General features: G+C 63.1%; 12 protein-coding genes. 6 read left to right on the top strand and 6 right to left on the bottom strand.

Going from position 1 to position 15,374, the window contains the following annotated elements; all coding sequences use genetic code 11:
• Nucleotides 1-121: 121 nt before the first annotated feature.
• Nucleotides 122-862: an arylesterase gene (locus tag ACFCW2_RS09680; protein ID WP_379545980.1), complete on the bottom strand. Its 741-nt coding sequence runs from the start codon at nt 860-862 to the stop codon at nt 122-124.
• A 50-nt stretch (nt 863-912) separates the two neighbouring features.
• On the opposite strand from ACFCW2_RS09680, the gene ACFCW2_RS09675 reads away from it, so the two are divergent.
• Together ACFCW2_RS09675 and ACFCW2_RS09670 are read left to right on the top strand one after the other, a co-directional pair.
• Nucleotides 913-1,626, top strand: coding sequence for an ABC transporter ATP-binding protein (locus ACFCW2_RS09675; protein WP_379548963.1), 714 nt, complete (start codon nt 913-915; stop codon nt 1,624-1,626).
• Nucleotides 1,626-4,160, top strand: a complete 2,535-nt coding sequence (locus ACFCW2_RS09670) for an ABC transporter permease (RefSeq protein WP_379545979.1) — start codon at nt 1,626-1,628, stop codon at nt 4,158-4,160. Before ACFCW2_RS09675 ends, ACFCW2_RS09670 begins: the two co-directional genes overlap by 1 nt.
• Nucleotides 4,161-4,164: 4 nt before the next feature.
• Here ACFCW2_RS09670 and ACFCW2_RS09665 read toward each other — a convergent pair whose 3' ends face one another.
• On the bottom strand, nt 4,165-4,719 hold the full coding sequence (locus tag ACFCW2_RS09665) for an MOSC domain-containing protein (protein ID WP_379545978.1): 555 nt from the start codon (nt 4,717-4,719) through the stop codon (nt 4,165-4,167).
• Between the two features lie 107 nt (nt 4,720-4,826).
• Nucleotides 4,827-7,454 (bottom strand): TonB-dependent receptor, encoded by a 2,628-nt coding sequence (locus tag ACFCW2_RS09660; protein WP_379545976.1) that lies wholly within the window; start codon nt 7,452-7,454, stop codon nt 4,827-4,829.
• A 283-nt stretch (nt 7,455-7,737) separates the two neighbouring features.
• Between ACFCW2_RS09660 and typA the strand changes: the two genes are divergently transcribed.
• Nucleotides 7,738-9,570 (top strand): translational GTPase TypA, encoded by a 1,833-nt coding sequence (typA, locus tag ACFCW2_RS09655; protein WP_379545975.1) that lies wholly within the window; start codon nt 7,738-7,740, stop codon nt 9,568-9,570.
• Between the two features lie 62 nt (nt 9,571-9,632).
• On the opposite strand, the gene ACFCW2_RS09650 is transcribed toward typA, so the two are convergent.
• A complete protein-coding gene (locus tag ACFCW2_RS09650; RefSeq protein ID WP_379545973.1) occupies nt 9,633-10,406 on the bottom strand; it encodes an SDR family NAD(P)-dependent oxidoreductase in 774 nt (257 codons plus the stop codon).
• Between the two features lie 218 nt (nt 10,407-10,624).
• On the opposite strand from ACFCW2_RS09650, the gene ACFCW2_RS09645 reads away from it, so the two are divergent.
• Both ACFCW2_RS09645 and putP read left to right on the top strand, forming a co-directional pair.
• A complete protein-coding gene (locus ACFCW2_RS09645; RefSeq protein ID WP_379545971.1) occupies nt 10,625-11,851 on the top strand; it encodes a hypothetical protein in 1,227 nt (408 codons plus the stop codon).
• A gap of 361 nt (nt 11,852-12,212) precedes the next feature.
• The gene (gene putP, locus ACFCW2_RS09640) at nt 12,213-13,700 is read left to right on the top strand and encodes a sodium/proline symporter PutP (protein WP_379548962.1); all 1,488 of its coding nucleotides are present in this window, start codon (nt 12,213-12,215) and stop codon (nt 13,698-13,700) included.
• Between the two features lies 1 nt (nt 13,701).
• On the opposite strand, the gene ACFCW2_RS09635 is transcribed toward putP, so the two are convergent.
• Both ACFCW2_RS09635 and ACFCW2_RS09630 read right to left on the bottom strand, forming a co-directional pair.
• A complete protein-coding gene (locus ACFCW2_RS09635) occupies nt 13,702-14,421 on the bottom strand; it encodes a cytochrome c biogenesis CcdA family protein (protein ID WP_379545969.1) in 720 nt (239 codons plus the stop codon).
• Between the two features lie 26 nt (nt 14,422-14,447).
• The gene (locus tag ACFCW2_RS09630) at nt 14,448-14,852 is read right to left on the bottom strand and encodes a thioredoxin family protein (protein WP_379545967.1); all 405 of its coding nucleotides are present in this window, start codon (nt 14,850-14,852) and stop codon (nt 14,448-14,450) included.
• Nucleotides 14,853-14,939: 87 nt separating this feature from the next.
• Here ACFCW2_RS09630 and ACFCW2_RS09625 point away from each other — a divergent pair, with 87 nt between their 5' ends.
• Nucleotides 14,940-15,311 (top strand): VOC family protein, encoded by a 372-nt coding sequence (locus tag ACFCW2_RS09625; RefSeq protein WP_379545965.1) that lies wholly within the window; start codon nt 14,940-14,942, stop codon nt 15,309-15,311.
• The last annotated feature ends 63 nt before the right edge of the window (nt 15,312-15,374 follow it).

Here is a 15,374-nt window from a genome sequence, read left to right as displayed (position 1 = left end):
CGGTTCGCTAGGCTCTCTTCGTTCGCCAACCTGCACCTCCCCTCCCGCATGCGGGAGGGGCAGCGAGACTTGGCAGCTTGCTGCCTAGTCGCAGCGGGGTGGGCTTCGGAGCCCTCAATTCTCACTCCGCTGGCAAAGCCGCCGCAACATCGTCCACTGTGCCCTTCACCAGCAACTCGATCCCCTCCACCGTCGGGTGAATACGGTCGGACTGGATAAGCTCGGGCTGCATCGCCACTTCGGCGATCCAGTTCTCCACCAGCTTGACCCCGTATTCCTGGGCCAGCGAGCTGTAGAGGCCGTTGAACTCGGCCAGAAACTCCGGCCCGACATTGGGCGGGGCCTGCATCCCCATCAGCAGCACGTCGATTCCGCGCGCCTGCGCCGTCTCGATCATCGCCGCCAGATTGGCGCGCGTTTCCGCCGGGTCCAGCCCGCGCAGCAGATCGTTGCCGCCCAGTTCCAGCACCAGCAGATCGGGCGTCTCTTCCTGCGCGTTCAGCGTAAACTCAAAGCGTTGACGCCCCGCCGCGCTGGTATCGCCGGAGACCCCGGCATTGATCACCCGCGCATTGACCCCGGCCTCGCGCAACGCGACCTCCAGCTTGGCCGGATAGCTGTCATCCTTGGGCACATTATAGCCTGCGAACAAGCTGTCTCCGAAGGCGAGAATATCGCGCTGCTGACCGGATACGGGAACCGCAGGCTCTGCTGCGGCATTATCCTGTGTCTGCTCCTCTGTTGGCGGCACAGGTGCCTGCGCATCGCAGGCGCCGAGGCCCAGACAGGCGGCCATTGCAACAATAATCGACGAACGACGAAGAAGGCTCGACATGGTGGTATCTCGGACAGGTTGTTCCATACAGGCTCCTATGGCACTGCCACGCCGTGACCACTAGCCCCCAAGACAGCATGGCCGCCGCCGGACGCACAGCCTCCGGTACCGCCATCTCCGCCCGCAATCTCACCCTTACTCTGGGCCAGGACAAGCATCCGGTCGAGATCCTGAAAGGTATCGATCTCGATATCGCGCCGGGAGAGGTTCTCGCGCTGCTCGGCCCATCGGGCTCGGGCAAGAGCTCGCTGATGGCGGTGCTCTCCGGGCTGGAGCGGGCCACATCGGGCACGCTGCAAGTTGCAGGCGCGGATTTCTCCGGCATGGACGAGGACGGACTGGCGCAGGCACGGCGCGGGCGGATTGGCATCGTGCTGCAGGCCTTCCACCTGCTCCCGACCATGACCGCATCCGAGAATGTTGCCACGCCGATGGAGCTGGCCGGGATCGAGGGCGCGCGTGCACGGGCGCAGGACGAGCTGACAGCGGTCGGCCTCGGCCACCGGCTGGACCACTACCCCACCCAGCTCTCGGGCGGCGAGCAGCAGCGCGTGGCCATTGCCCGCGCCCTCGCCCCGCGCCCCGATCTGATTTTCGCCGACGAACCCACCGGCAATCTGGACGCCGCCACCGGTGCAGAGATTATCGAAGTGCTGTTCGGCCGCCGCGAGGAAACCGGTGCGACGCTGGTCATCATCACGCACGATCCCTCGCTGGCCGAACGCTGCGACCGGATCATCACGCTCGGCGATGGCAAGATTGCCACCGACACTTTGACTGATCTCGCATAATGAGCGCAGCTGCTGCCACCGACGGTCTCTCATGGGGCACGGCATGGAAGCTGGCCCGGCGCGAGCTGAACCTGCGTTTCAAGGGCCTGCGTCTGCTGCTGGTCTGCCTGTTTCTCGGCACCGGAGCGCTGGCCGCCATCGGCACGCTGACCGGCGCGATCGAGGGCGAGCTGGCCGATCGCGGACAGACCCTGCTGGGCGGTGATCTGGAAGTCGAGATCTGGCAGCGCTCCCCGAGCGAGGAGGAGATGGCGGCGCTGGAGGCCTATGGCAGGCTTTCGAGCGGCACACGGCTGCAGGTTGTCGCCCGCAATGGCGAGAATACCGCACCGGTGGGCCTGAAAGCTGTCGACGAGGCTTACCCGCTCTATGGCGAGCTTACGCTGGGCGACGGGCGCTCCGTCGGCGCTCCGCCACCGGGAGAGGCATGGCTGGGTCAGGGGGCGCTGGATCGGCTGGATATCGGTGTGGGTGACGCTTTCACTGTGGGCACCGCAACGCTGACCGTCGGCGGCGTGATCGACAACGAGCCCGACAAATTGAGCGAAGGATTCCAGCTTGGCCCCACCATCATCGTTGCCGAGAATGTGCCGGCCGAGGCGGGCCTGCTGCAACCGGGTGCGATGTATCAGAGCAAGACCCGCATCGCCTTTGACGGGGAGCAAGACCCGGAGGCGGTGGAAGAAGCGCTGACCGAACAATTCCCGCTCGCCGGGTTCGATTTCCGCGACCGTGACCGGGCGAGCCCCGGCGCAGACCGGTTTGTCGGGCGGATGGGCGAGTTTCTGACATTGGTCGGATTGGCCGCGCTGGTGATTGCCGGGATCGGGATCGGCGGCGGGGTGTCGTCCTATCTGGAGGCGCGGCGATCCAGCATCGCGACCCTGAAAGTGCTCGGCGCGACGAGCCGGGACATTACCCGCATCTATGGCTTGCAGATTGCTCTGGCCGCGCTGGTGGGCAGTGTAGCGGGCCTTGCAGCAGGTCTCGCAGTAACACCGCTGCTGGCGGTCGCGCTGGACGGGTTGCTGCCCGTGAACACCGGATTTGTATTGGAACCGGGCGCGCTCATTCTGGCCAGTGCCTACGGCCTGCTGGTCGCACTGGTCTTTGCTGCGACCCCGCTTCTGCGCGCGCGCCGGTTTCCCGCCATGGCGCTGATGCGGGCGCGTGTGGCTCCGCTGGCCAAGGACGGGGTAGCGATTGCGTGGGTCGGCGGCGGGCTGGTGGCGATTGTCGCCCTCGCTTTGCTGACATCGCGGCAGCCCCTGCTTGCGGGCGGGTTCCTCGCCGGAGCAGCCGGAATGCTGGTGCTGCTGGCGGCTCTGGGCCTCGGCATCCGCTGGCTCGCGCGCAAGGCCCCACGTCCCTCCAATCCGCTGCTGCGCAATGCGCTGGCCAATCTGCACCGCCCCGGCGCGGCGACCGGGGCACTGGTGACGGCGCTCGGCTTCGGCCTCAGCGCGTTTGTCCTGCTGGCCGCAATCCAGAGCGCCATCGACGGCAACATCCAGAGCCGCGTTCCGGCCGAAGCGCCCGACTATTTCGTGCTCGACATCCCGCGCGATCAGGCCGACGATTTCCGCACGCTGGTGCAGGCCGAAGACAGCGACGCGATGATCCGCACCGTCCCCGCCCTGCGCGGCTCGGTGACCGCCTACGGGCCGGAGGACAACCAGACCCGCGTTGCCGATCTGGAAGAAATCCCCGACGGCGCTTGGGCTCTGCGCGGCGAACGCGGACTGACCTACGCGGCGGAAATCCCGCCGGGCAACACCATTACCGAAGGCCAATGGTGGGGCCCTGAATGGACGGGCGAGCCGCTGGTCAGCGTGGACGAGGAATTCGCCGCCTCCATCGACATGCAGATCGGGGACACGATCACCATTGCTCTGCTGGGCGTGGAGCGCACCGCGCGGGTCGCCAATCTGCGGCGGATCGACTGGGAAAGCATGGGCTTCAATTACGTCTTCGTGTTCAGCCCGAATGCGCTGGAAGACGCCCCGCACAATCTCGCCGCGACGATCGAATTGCCCAATGTGGACGACACCGGCCCACTGCTGCGCGCGCTGGTCCAGCGCTTCCCCTCCAGCTCGGTAATCGAGGTCGGGCAGGTTCTAGTGCAGGCGCGCGAGATATTGGGGCAAGTGGGCCTCGCGACGCTGGCCGCGGCGTCTGTCGCCGTATTGGCGGGCCTTGCGGTGCTGCTCGGCGCAATCGCTGCGGCCCGCGCTGCGCGGACTTACGACACGGTGGTGCTGCGCGTTCTGGGCGCGAGCCGCAGGCAGGTGCTGCTGATGCAGTTCCTCGAATACGCGCTGCTGGCGTTGGTGCTGGCGGTCGTCGCACTAGCGATCGGCAGCGGACTGGCGTGGCTGGTGGTGACGCAGCTGTTCGAGTTCGACTGGCTGCCCGATTGGGGCGTGGTCCTCGCCGTGCTGGGCGCAGGGCTGGCGCTGGTGGTGGGCTTCGCGCTCCTCGGCTCGCTGCCGCTACTCAAGGCAAAACCGGCACAGGCGCTCAGGTCGCTCTAGGGGCCTAGACCCTGTCCAGCGGCACATGCGGCGCTGGTGGATGGTAAACACCCACAGCATCACCTGTGCGAACCTCACCGCCTGCCAGAACCACGCCCATGATTCCCGCACGGCGGATGATTGAGCCCTGATCGCTCTTTGATACGACCTCTTGCAGCAGTCCGCTGCGATAGCTCTCTATCTGGGCGCACGGGTTGCGCAGGCCTGTGATCTGCACCTGCGCCTCAGGCCCCAGATGCAGAACCGTATCACGCGGCAAGGCGAGCAAGTCGATCCCGCTGGTGAGGATATTTTCGCCCAGTCCTCCGGGCGGCACATCGAAGCCCTTGCCCGCCAGCTCGGCAAGCAGTTCCTGAGCGATCAGATGCACCTGCCTGAGATTGGGCTGTGACGGGTCGGCGGCGACGCGCGAGCGGTGTTTGACCGTCACGCCGCAATGGGCATCACCCTCGACCCCGAGCCCTTCGAGCAGCATCAGGCGGTCGGTCGTCGCTTTCGAGAAGCCGTGGGCCGAGCTTGTGGCCAGCGAAACGACTGTCCCTGATCCGGCCTTCTGCATACCGCCCCCTGTCAGGATCCTAAACGCCCCGCCCTGAAACGAAAAAGGCCAAAGAAAAGGGGAGCCGAAGCCCCCCTTCCCCGTCCAAGCTCGTGAGAGCAAGCCTGTTAGAAGCGGAAACGAACCAGACCGCCATAGGTGCGCGGCGCGCTCGGGTAGCCCGAGACCGTACCGGCCTGCGCCACACCATCGAACACCGTGGTGATGAACTGGTCGTTCAGCAGGTTGCGGGCCCACAGGCCGACTTCCAGACCATTGTCCAGTGCCAACGTCGTCGACAGATTGACGAGGTTCACCGAGCGGCGGAACAACTGCGTGTTGCCCAGAGCAGCGTTGAACGTCGGCAGGCCGTTGTTGATGTTGGTTTCGCTCTCGTGGTTGTAATCGATACGGGTCGTCAGCGTGTTGCCGCTCATACCGAACTCGTGGGTATAGGTTGCCGAAGTCGCAATCGCGATTTCCGGAATACCTGCCGGCTTCACGCCCGTAAGGTCGCCCAGAACACTACCCGTGAAGCTGTCGAACAGGGGATCGAGGTAGGTCATGGCAAAGGTCAGCACTAGACCGTCGGTGGGGTTGATCGAGCTATCCAGTTCGAAACCCTGAACCGACTGCTTACCCGCATTGCGCAGAGCAAAGCCGGTGCCGGTGAAGGCGAGGCTCTGGAAGCCTTCGATGCTCTGATCGAAGAATGCCAGATTGACATTCAGTCCGTCCCACTGGCCCTTGAAGCCGAGTTCGAACACAGTCGCCTCTTCCGGACCGGCAAAGCGCGAACCGCTGCTGAGGTTTGGCAGGGCCAGACCAGCATCGAGGATCGGCGAGGACGGTGCCAGAATGGTCGAACCGCGCGGACCGGCAACGAAGTCCGTATTGAGCGGACGCGAATCGCGCGAAAGGTTGACCGAGCTCGCTTTGAAGCCGGTGGCGTAGCTGCCGTAGATGTTGATCGACGGCGACACTTCGTAAGCGATCCGTGCCAGATACGTGAACTTGTCGTCACGAGTCCGGCCATCCTCGACGGCGTTGGGGATCGTCAGGAATGGCGGCTGGAACTGGAACGGCTGCAGAGCGAGCAGAGGGTTCTGGTTCCCATCCACAGCTGCTCCGGCGATTGCGCCGAAAATCGGTGCAGTCTGGGGATTGCTGGCGAAGCCGCTGATGACTGCCGGTGTCACCTGGCTGGGTGCAATTTGCAACGCTTGGGCGATGCCGCCGACGATGAACGCATCAACCAGATTGACACTGGCAAGCGGATCGAAGCTCTGCTGGGCAAGAGCGAAATCCTTCTTGTCGTCGGTGTAGTTGAACCCGCCGGTCACGACGAGGCCGTCGATCGGTTCGAAATCGACCGTACCGAAGATCGACCAAGCCTGGTTATCCATCGAGAACTGCTCGGCCGTGAGAAGCGGCTGGCGGAAGATGCTTTCTTGAGGAAGGCCAAGAGCCGCTTCCACACCGTTAAATACGCTGGGCGCGCCGGTGAGAACATCGACCGGGTTGCCGCCGGCGAGAAGTTCGAACACGTCGCGAATCTGCGTGCCGTTGCCGATCTCGCTATCCTGCGTGATGCTTTCGTCGAAGAAGAAACCGCCGAGCAGGAAGTTGATCGGGCCGTCGAAATCGGACGCCACCCGGAATTCCTGCGTAAAGGTCTGGACGCTTTGGTCGCGCGTTTCAGTCGCAAGGTCGGCGCTGCTGTAATCGATGTCCGAAAGGAAGAAGTTATCCAGTTCACGATAGGCGGTGATCGAGGTGAACGACAAGGCACCAAGCTCGAGATCGGCCTGGATCGAACCGCCGTAATTGGTGATCTGGTTCGACGGCACAAAGTTCAGGAACGCATCGTAACCGAAGAAGTCGGTCGAAAGCTGGCCGCCGACAGCGTTGATGGCACCGGTCACGGGACCGGATACCAGCGTGGATACCTGACAGCACACTTCGTCGATTTCGGAATAGTCACCCTTCGCACGAATGCGCAGCGGGCCGCCATTGTCGAACAGGAGCTGGCCGCCAACGTTCCATCGGTCACGATCGTTCTGGTCGACACCAAGATTGACGATCTCGGCATAGCCATCACGCTTGTTGATGCCGCCGTCGATGGAGAAGGCGACGCTGTCCGTGATCGGGCCGGTAATATCGCCCTTCAGGATGATCGCGTTGAAATTGCCGTAGCTGGCTTCGACCTTGCCGCCGAAATCGAACTGCGGCTCGCGGGTCACAACCGAAATCACACCGGCCGAAGCGTTTTTACCGAACAGGGTCGATTGCGGGCCGTTCAGGACTTCGATGCGCTGAACGTTGGGCAGATCGGACAGGGCCGCGGCAGAGCGCGAGCGGAACACGCCGTCGATAAAGACGCCGACCGAAGGCTCGATCCCGAGGTTGTTGTCGCCGTTACCGAAACCGCGAATGATGAAAGTGGAAGCAGACGATGTCTGCAGCTGGCTGACACGCAGCGACGGAGCAACGGTCTGCAGGTCGAGAACGTCGCGGATCTGGGCCTGCTCCAGCGTCTCACCGGATGTCACGCTAACAGAAATCGGAGTTTCCTGCAGCGTCTGTTCACGCTTGGAAGCGGTCACGATGATAACATTGCTGTCGACGACTTCGGGTTCGTCATCGGCGGGTGCCGCATCCTGCGCCAGAGCGGTGGCAGGGAAGGCGATGGCAGCGGCGCTGCCGAGCAATGCGAAGCGTGCTGCTCCGGCAAAGCCGGATTTCGTGAATTTCATCAAAATTTCCTCTCCGTACAATGCGCCATCCGCTCGATCTATCGTAGCTTCGGCGCTGTAGCGCTCGCCTTTAGGCGTTGCATCCATGCCGCTCAAGCGCTCACAAGACCGCACCATCATGCGGTTTGCGCTGTGTTGCTTTGCTGTCACACAGCGTCGCAGCGTCCCAGATCGCCCCTACGCAGCTTGTGGTAATCCCGCCCCTCGGTTAAAGGGCGCGCGACTTGCCAAGGGGCCCGCTGCACCTTGCGCACCCCCTACCCCGTTTCAAACGAGAAATTTCATGTCCCAAGCGCTTCGCAACGTGGCGATCATCGCCCACGTCGATCACGGCAAAACCACGCTGGTCGACCAGCTTTTCCGCCAGTCCGGCACGTTCCGCGAAAACCAGCGCGTGGAAGAACGCGCGATGGATTCCGGCGATCTGGAGAAAGAACGCGGCATCACCATTCTCGCCAAGTGCACCAGCGTGGAATGGGAGCATGATGGCGAAACAACGCGCATCAACATCGTCGACACGCCCGGCCACGCCGATTTCGGCGCGGAGGTGGAGCGCATCCTGAGCATGGTCGACGGGGTCATCCTGTTGGTCGACAGCGCGGAAGGCGCGATGCCGCAGACCAAATTCGTAACCGGCAAGGCGCTGGCGCTGGGCCTGCGCCCGATTGTCGTCGTCAACAAAATCGACCGCCCCGATGGCCGCGCGCAAGAAGTGCTCGACGAGGTATTCGACCTTTTCGTCAGCCTCGACGCCGATGACGACCAGCTCGATTTCCCCGTGCTCTATGCCAGCGGCCGCGATGGCTATGCCGGCGAGACCGACGATATTCGCGAAGGCACGCTGGACCCGCTGTTCGAGCGGATTGTCACCCACGTCCCCTCGCCGGGTCTGGATGACAGCGGGCCGTTCAGCTTCCTCGCCACCCTGCTTGACCGCGACAATTTCATGGGCCGTGTGCTGACCGGCCGCGTCCAGTCGGGCACGGTCAATGTCAACGATCCGATCCACGCCATCGATATGGACGGCAATGTCGTCGAAGTCGGCCGTGCGACCAAGCTGATGAGCTTTGACGGGCTTGAGCGTGTTCCAGTCGAAACGGCGAAAGCGGGCGACATTATCGCGCTGGCCGGTCTGGAAAAGGCCACCGTCGCCAACACTATTGCAGACCCTGCGGTGAAAGAACCGATTGCCGCGCAGCCAATCGATCCGCCGACACTGGCGATGCGCTTTGCCGTCAATGACAGCCCGCTGGCGGGCCGCGAGGGCGACAAGGTCACCAGCCGGATGATCCGCGACCGCCTGAACCGCGAGGCGGAAACCAATGTCGCCATCCGCGTGACCGAAAGCGCCGACAAGGACAGCTTCGAGGTCGCAGGCCGGGGCGAATTGCAACTCGGCGTGCTCATCGAAACGATGCGCCGCGAGGGCTTCGAGCTGGGCATCAGCCGTCCGCGCGTCCTGTTCCGCGAAGAAGACGGGCAGCGCATGGAGCCTTACGAAACCGTCGTCATCGACGTGGATGACGAGCACTCCGGCACAGTCGTCGAGAAGATGCAGCGACGCAAGGCCGAGCTGACCGAGATGCGTCCCAGCGGCCAGGGCAAGACCCGCATCACTTTCAGCGCGCCCAGCCGCGGCCTGATCGGCTATCACGGCGAATTCCTGTCCGACACGCGCGGCACGGGCATCATGAACCGCCTGTTCGAGAAATACGACGTCTACAAAGGGCCCATCGAAGGCCGCCAGAATGGCGTGCTGATCTCCATGGTTCCCGGCGAAGCGGCTGCCTACGCGCTCAACATGCTGGAGGACCGGGGCGAGCTGTTCATCGGCGCGAACGCCAAGATTTATGAAGGCATGGTCATCGGCGAGAACGCCAAGCCCGACGATCTCGAAGTCAATCCGATGAAGTCGAAGCAGCTGACCAACTTCCGCTCCACCGGCAAGGACGACGCCATCCGCCTGACGCCACCGCGCGTCATGACGCTGGAGCAATCCATCGCCTATATCGACGACGATGAAATGGTGGAGGTAACCCCGCAAAGCATTCGCCTGCGCAAAGCGATCCTCGACCCGCATGAGCGCAAACGGGCGAAGCGCTCAATGGGTGGCTAAGCAGCCGATGTTGGGCGGGACCGGTGTCTCGCCCAAGGCATCTTACTTATGGCCGCCAGGCCTCAGAAATACTTCATGAAGTTGGGCTGGCCGTTGCTGGCCGTCACGCCGCCATCCACAGGCAGACAGACGCCGGTAATCATCCGCGCATCGGCCGAGGCGAGGAACAGGATCGGTCCGGCGATATCGTCCGGATCGGCCGGTTCGCCCAGCGGCATTCGCGTATTGAAGTCCTCCATCAGCGGGCCATGATTTTCCATCCCGTCAGTCATATTAGTCCGCGTGTGGGACGGATTGACCGCATTCACCCGGATTTTCTGAGCGCCCAGCTGGAGCGCAAGTGCGCGGGTGAGATTGTCCACCCCGCCCTTCGTCGCATTGTAGATCGGCATTCCGAAATCGCCTCTGATGCCGGAGACGCTGGAGGTGTTGACGATGCACCCCTTGGTCTTCGCCAGCGCAGGAATGGCGGCGCGCGAGAGGTAGATCACGCTCTTCAGATTGACCCCGATCTGCGCGTCGATATCCTCGTCGCTCGCATCGACCATCAGGCTGGGTTTGACGATCCCGGCATTGTTGACCAGCACATCCAATGCGCCGAATGTCTCCAGCGTCTTGGCCACGATCTCCTCGGCAAAGGCCTTTTGCGACACATCGCCCTCCACAATCAGCGTGCGGTCATCATCCAGCTCCGCCGCCAAAGCCTCGCAATCCGCCCGGCTGCGCGAATTGAGCACCACATTCGCCCCCTCCCCCGCAAACCGCCGCGCAGTAGCCGCGCCAATCCCCTTGGAGGAGCCGGTGACAATAACGGTTTTGCCGGTGAAGCGGTTCATGATGGGTGGTGCTCCTGATGTGTGGGTTTGATGGGGGAACGGGCGAGGTGACCCTGTAAAACATCCGCCTGCGCAAAGCGATCCTCGATCCCCAGGAAAGCAAACGGGCAAAGCGGAAGAACGAGGGGTAGAGCGCTCAAATTTCCGCCCACGCGACTAACGCACCCCTTGACGCACACCCGTCCCTCAAGCGACGAAAGGTGCGTAAGGGGGGAGCCATGCGGAAAGCCTTGGGCGCAACATTGGCCTTGATCGGCCTGATTATTTTGGGGCTGAGCCTTCTGGCCGGAGCCATCGTCTTCCGGTCGAGCGCGACATTGGGTGACACGACATTCTGGCTGCTGGCCGGATGCGGGCTCTTCACCTTCCTTGGCGGTTGGCTGAACAAATTCGGACGCCAGTTGAAGCAGGAGCCGGGAGAGCGTTTCCTCGCTCGCCATGACGGGCCAATCGTCACCTACCTCCGCTCGTTTGGCGCGGATAGTAAGGCAGACACGGTCAAGGGCATCCGCCCCAAGGTCGTCAGTTTCCTGCCGGAAAGCCTGCTATCGGAAGAAGAGCAGGTCGCCCTCGCGTTCGACGAAATCGCGCCAATGGTCGCGATCGGACGGCCCGGTGAAATGCTGCCGCAATTGGGTGCCTACCGCGTCTACACCGATGATGATTCTTGGCAGGACATGGTCCACGCCATGCTGGACCGGTCCTCGCTGGTGGTGATGCGCGCGGGCGAGACCGAAGGGTTTTGGTGGGAAGTGGCCAATGTGTCAGAGCGTGTGCCACCGGAACGGGTAATCTATCTGCTGCCGGCCAAGGAAAAGGAATACGAAGCCTTCCGCACCCGCTTTGCAGAGTCCGCCGGCATCGACCTGCCCAATTTCGAACCCGCTCTGTTCGCGGGCAGCTTCTCCAGCGTGCTGTGGTTCACCCCCGATGGTGCCCCGCATATTGCCCGCCCGAAATTTTCCTTCACAGGGACCCTGCGCCATCCCGTCGCCGCCGCCTTGCGCGAGATGTTGTCGGAGCCGATGGCCTCGCTTGGCGTCGCTCAGGCGCAGCCCGCCACCGCCAAACAGCGTGCCCTCGCCACCGCCGCCGATTTCGGCTTCTTCATCGCCACCATGCTCGTAGGCTTCGCTCTCGCCGCCTTGACCGAATGGCAGGGCTTCCTCTGGCTCACTCTGGTCGGCGCAGCCGTCGTTGCGTTGTTGGAGGTAACACCGCTGCGCGCTTCACCTGGCAAGCTGATGACCGGCCTTGTCGTGAAGGATGCATCGGGCATCGAGGCGCGCGGTATGCAGATCGTCGGTCGCTCGTCGATCAAGATCATCACCGTCGCAACGCAAGTGTGGTACGCCTCGCTGGCTCTGGTGATACTGGGCAAGCGCAGCCTGCATGATCTGGCCACCGGCGCAGAGGTCTATTTTCAGCCTTCCCGCAAACGCTGAGCGGCTGCCAAATTGGTACACTGATGCCCAGCACATCAGGCGCGTCGATTTTCCTACACGCGTCCGATCTGCCAGAGAGCACTGGTGGATCGACTCGCCGCTTCCAACCTCCCGGCGCGCAGATTCGCCGGTTTTTCGGAGGCAATGTGTCAAGCAAATCCAACTGACATACGTCATCTGAAAACAATGCTTTATGCCAATTTCATTGCTTGACACGGTGTCAAAAGCGTCAAGCCAATCCAACAGGTCCGTTCATCCAGTGGAGCGCTAAGATAAACACACGCCTTAGCCTCCATCCCCCACCCGACCGGTGGCCAATCCTGCCCCGTCCTGTTAGCGGCCCCACATGACACAGGCCACCATGCAGACCGGAACCCTCATCTCGCTCGCCGCCTATTTCGTTCTGATGCTGGGCATCGGGCTGTATGCCTGGCGCAAGTCCACATCCGACAGTGCGGGTTATCTGCTCGCCGGGCGCAATCTGCATCCGGCTGTGGCGGCATTGAGCGCGGGGGCGTCCGATATGTCGGGCTGGTTGCTGCTGGGCCTGCCGGGCGCGCTCTATGCAGCCGGTCTGGTCGAGGCGTGGATCGGGATCGGGCTGTTTGCCGGTGCGGTGGCCAACTGGATCATCGTCGCCCCCCGCCTGCGCCAGCAGACCGAGGAGCTGGGCAATGCGCTGACCATCCCGCAATTCCTCGCCAACCGCTTCCCGGACAAGGCCGTGGCGCTGCGGGTGGTGTCCGCAATAATCATCGTGCTGTTCTTCACCGTCTACACGGCGGCCGGTCTGGTCGGCGGGGGCAAGCTGTTCGAGACAGCCTTTGCCGGATTGCTGCCCGAGGCCGGCATGAGCGATTACATGCTGGGCATCTGGATCACGGCGGGCGTAGTGCTGGCCTACACCATGATCGGCGGGTTTCTGGCCGTCAGCCTGACCGATTTCGTCCAGGGCTGCATCATGGTGGTGGCGCTGGTGCTGATGCCGCTGGTGGTGATCTACGGCGCCAAGGACGTCGGCGGGCTCGGCGAATTTGCAGCCGTGACCGAGATGCTGGAGCAGGTCGATCCGGGAATGCTGAGCTTGTTCGGCGGACTGACTTTCCTCGGCTGGCTGAGCGCGGTGACATGGGGTCTGGGTTATTTCGGCCAGCCACATATCATCGTGCGCTTCATGGCGATCCGCAGCGTGCCCGATGTTGCCGTGGCGCGGAATATCGGCCTGTCGTGGATGGCCGTCGCGCTGATCGGGGCGATCGGCGTCGGCATTGCAGGCCGCGCTTATGCCGAGGCGAATGGCGTGGTGGTGGAAGACCCGGAGACGATCTTCATCGTGCTGGCGACGCTGCTGTTTGCGCCTTTGATTACAGGCTTCTTGCTGGCCGCTTTGCTGGCAGCGATCATGAGCACGATCAGCAGCCAGTTGCTGGTCAGCTCCAGCAGCCTGACCGAGGATTTCTACCGCCTGTTCCTGCGCAAGGAAGCCAGCGAGCGCGAGGCGGTGAATGTCGGGCGCGTGGCGGTGCTGCTGGTGGCCCTTGCCGCAATCGTCATTGCCCGCGATCCGGACAGCGAGGTGCTGGGGCTGGTGGCAAACGCGTGGGCGGGCTTCGGCGCGGCGTTCGGTCCGCTGATCCTGTTTGCGCTCACATGGCGCGGGATGACCGGAGCGGGCGCGGTGGCGGGCCTCGTCACCGGAGCAGCGGTCGTGATGGGCTGGATCGCGCTGGGGTGGAACGGCGCGTTTCTCGGCGGTCCGGGCGTGTACGAGATCATTCCGGGGTTCCTTGCTGCCAGCCTCGCCATCTGGCTGATCAGCAAGGCAACCGCTCCGGCGAAAGGGACCTAATTCAGAACCGAGTAGTGAACTCGATAATGCTCTGGGGAAGCACGCCGAGCACCGCCGCTTCGATCACTTTGTCGAAGCCGGTGACGACCATCATGCCGACCACCAGCAGGGCCGCGCCGAACAGCGGCTTGCCATATTTAGCGAGCGTGACCATCGTGTCCCGCCGGTCCTTCATCGCGCGGCGCGAGCCATAGGCAAAGGCGAGGATCGAGGTGGCGACCCCGAGGCCGAAGGTCAGGAAAATCAGGAAGCTGGAAACGAGATCGCTGCCCGAACTTGCCGCCGCAATTGCGACGCCCAGCGTCGGGCCCACACACGGTGCCCAGACCAGTCCGAGAAGGAGACCGATAACGAACTGCCCCCCCGCCCCGTCGCCCGACACCCGGCCCAGCTGCTGGTTGCCGAAATTGGCAATCGGAGCGGTCGCGCCGGAGAGGGCTGCCTGCGCCTTCGGCACCAGCAGAACCACACCGGCCAGTGCCAGCAGGCTGCCCGCAATCAGGCGGACCAACTGCTCATCAAGGCCGATCTGGTACCCGAAGGCGATGACGCCAAAGCCGAAGGTGGTGAAGCTGGTGACCAGACCCGCTGCGAGGGCCAGCGGGCCCAGCTTGCTCTTGCCCAGTGCCGACCCGATCAGGATCGGCACCAGTGGCAAGACGCACGGATTGAGGATGGTGACGAGCCCCGCCACGAAGGACAACAGGATGCTACCGATCATGGCGAGGGCTCCTCTGCTCTACTGGCTCAGACTGCGCCGAAGACGAAGCTTCGCAGCTTCGCACGGTTGGTCTGGGCGATCGAGCGGCCGGTTTCCTTGGTGCCCTGAAACACCAGAATGGTGGACTGGCGCGGCACGCGGTGGGCGCGCAGGAAAGCTTTGTCGCTGTCGTAGTTGACCCGCATGAAGACGACATTCTTCAGCTTGGCGTCCTTGGACAGTTCGGACAGGATCGGGGCCTGCGCCTTGCAGGTCGGGCACCAGCTGGCATGCACATCGACGACGATGGTCTTGCCCGCCTTCTGCGCGGCCTGGAAACTGGAAGCGGAATATTGTTTGATACCGGGACCGGCAGTGGCGGTTGCGGGCAAAGCAAAGGTCGCCACCGCGAAGGCGAAGACGGCGGTAAAGAGGGCGAAAAAGCGTGTCATTTGATTCTCCTGAGTGTCGATACTCAGCCACCCTTTCGCTTGCAGGCATTGCCGGGTTACACATCACGTTCGGACGGGAGAAAATTTATGGCCAAAGTGACCGGACTGGGCGGCGTGTTTTATGTCGCGAAGGACCCTGCAGCGACGCGGCAATGGTACCGCGATGTGCTGGGCATCGACGGCGAATACGGCCCGCAAATGTTGTGGTCGGAGGAAACGGGGGATCAGCCCTATTCGCTGATCAGCCACTTCACCGACACGGAGTATATGAAGCCGGGGACCGCCAATTTCATGATCAATCTGCGGGTCGATGATCTCGACGGAATGATCGCCAAGGTGAAAGCGGCTGGCATGGAAATTCTGGACTCGGTGGATGAGGGCTACGGCAAATTCGCGTGGCTGCTCGACCCCAACGGCGTGAAGATCGAGCTGTGGCAGCAATGCGCCCCGCCCGAATGACCCGGTGAATGCGGCACCTGACGGGCGCGAGTTAGGGCGGCATTAACCTTGGCAAGGGAAGAT

This window comes from Qipengyuania algicola (assembly GCF_042492175.1).
GTDB lineage: Bacteria > Pseudomonadota > Alphaproteobacteria > Sphingomonadales > Sphingomonadaceae > CAJXSN01.
The sequence above is the reverse complement of the archived record's forward strand: the minus strand, read 5'-3'. Positions and strand labels throughout refer to the sequence as shown.

Coding starts and splice junctions, on each gene's coding strand:
- ACFCW2_RS09630 (WP_379545967.1), bottom strand. CDS start 14,852: ATGACACGCTTTTTCGCCCTCTTTACCGCCGTCTTCGCCTTCGCGGTG.
- ACFCW2_RS09625 (WP_379545965.1), top strand. CDS start 14,940: ATGGCCAAAGTGACCGGACTGGGCGGCGTGTTTTATGTCGCGAAGGAC.
- ACFCW2_RS09660 (WP_379545976.1), bottom strand. CDS start 7,454: ATGAAATTCACGAAATCCGGCTTTGCCGGAGCAGCACGCTTCGCATTG.
- ACFCW2_RS09635 (WP_379545969.1), bottom strand. CDS start 14,421: ATGATCGGTAGCATCCTGTTGTCCTTCGTGGCGGGGCTCGTCACCATC.
- ACFCW2_RS09670 (WP_379545979.1), top strand. CDS start 1,626: ATGAGCGCAGCTGCTGCCACCGACGGTCTCTCATGGGGCACGGCATGG.
- ACFCW2_RS09645 (WP_379545971.1), top strand. CDS start 10,625: ATGCGGAAAGCCTTGGGCGCAACATTGGCCTTGATCGGCCTGATTATT.
- ACFCW2_RS09665 (WP_379545978.1), bottom strand. CDS start 4,719: ATGCAGAAGGCCGGATCAGGGACAGTCGTTTCGCTGGCCACAAGCTCG.
- ACFCW2_RS09650 (WP_379545973.1), bottom strand. CDS start 10,406: ATGAACCGCTTCACCGGCAAAACCGTTATTGTCACCGGCTCCTCCAAG.
- putP (WP_379548962.1), top strand. CDS start 12,213: ATGCAGACCGGAACCCTCATCTCGCTCGCCGCCTATTTCGTTCTGATG.
- typA (WP_379545975.1), top strand. CDS start 7,738: ATGTCCCAAGCGCTTCGCAACGTGGCGATCATCGCCCACGTCGATCAC.
- ACFCW2_RS09675 (WP_379548963.1), top strand. CDS start 913: ATGGCCGCCGCCGGACGCACAGCCTCCGGTACCGCCATCTCCGCCCGC.
- ACFCW2_RS09680 (WP_379545980.1), bottom strand. CDS start 862: ATGGAACAACCTGTCCGAGATACCACCATGTCGAGCCTTCTTCGTCGT.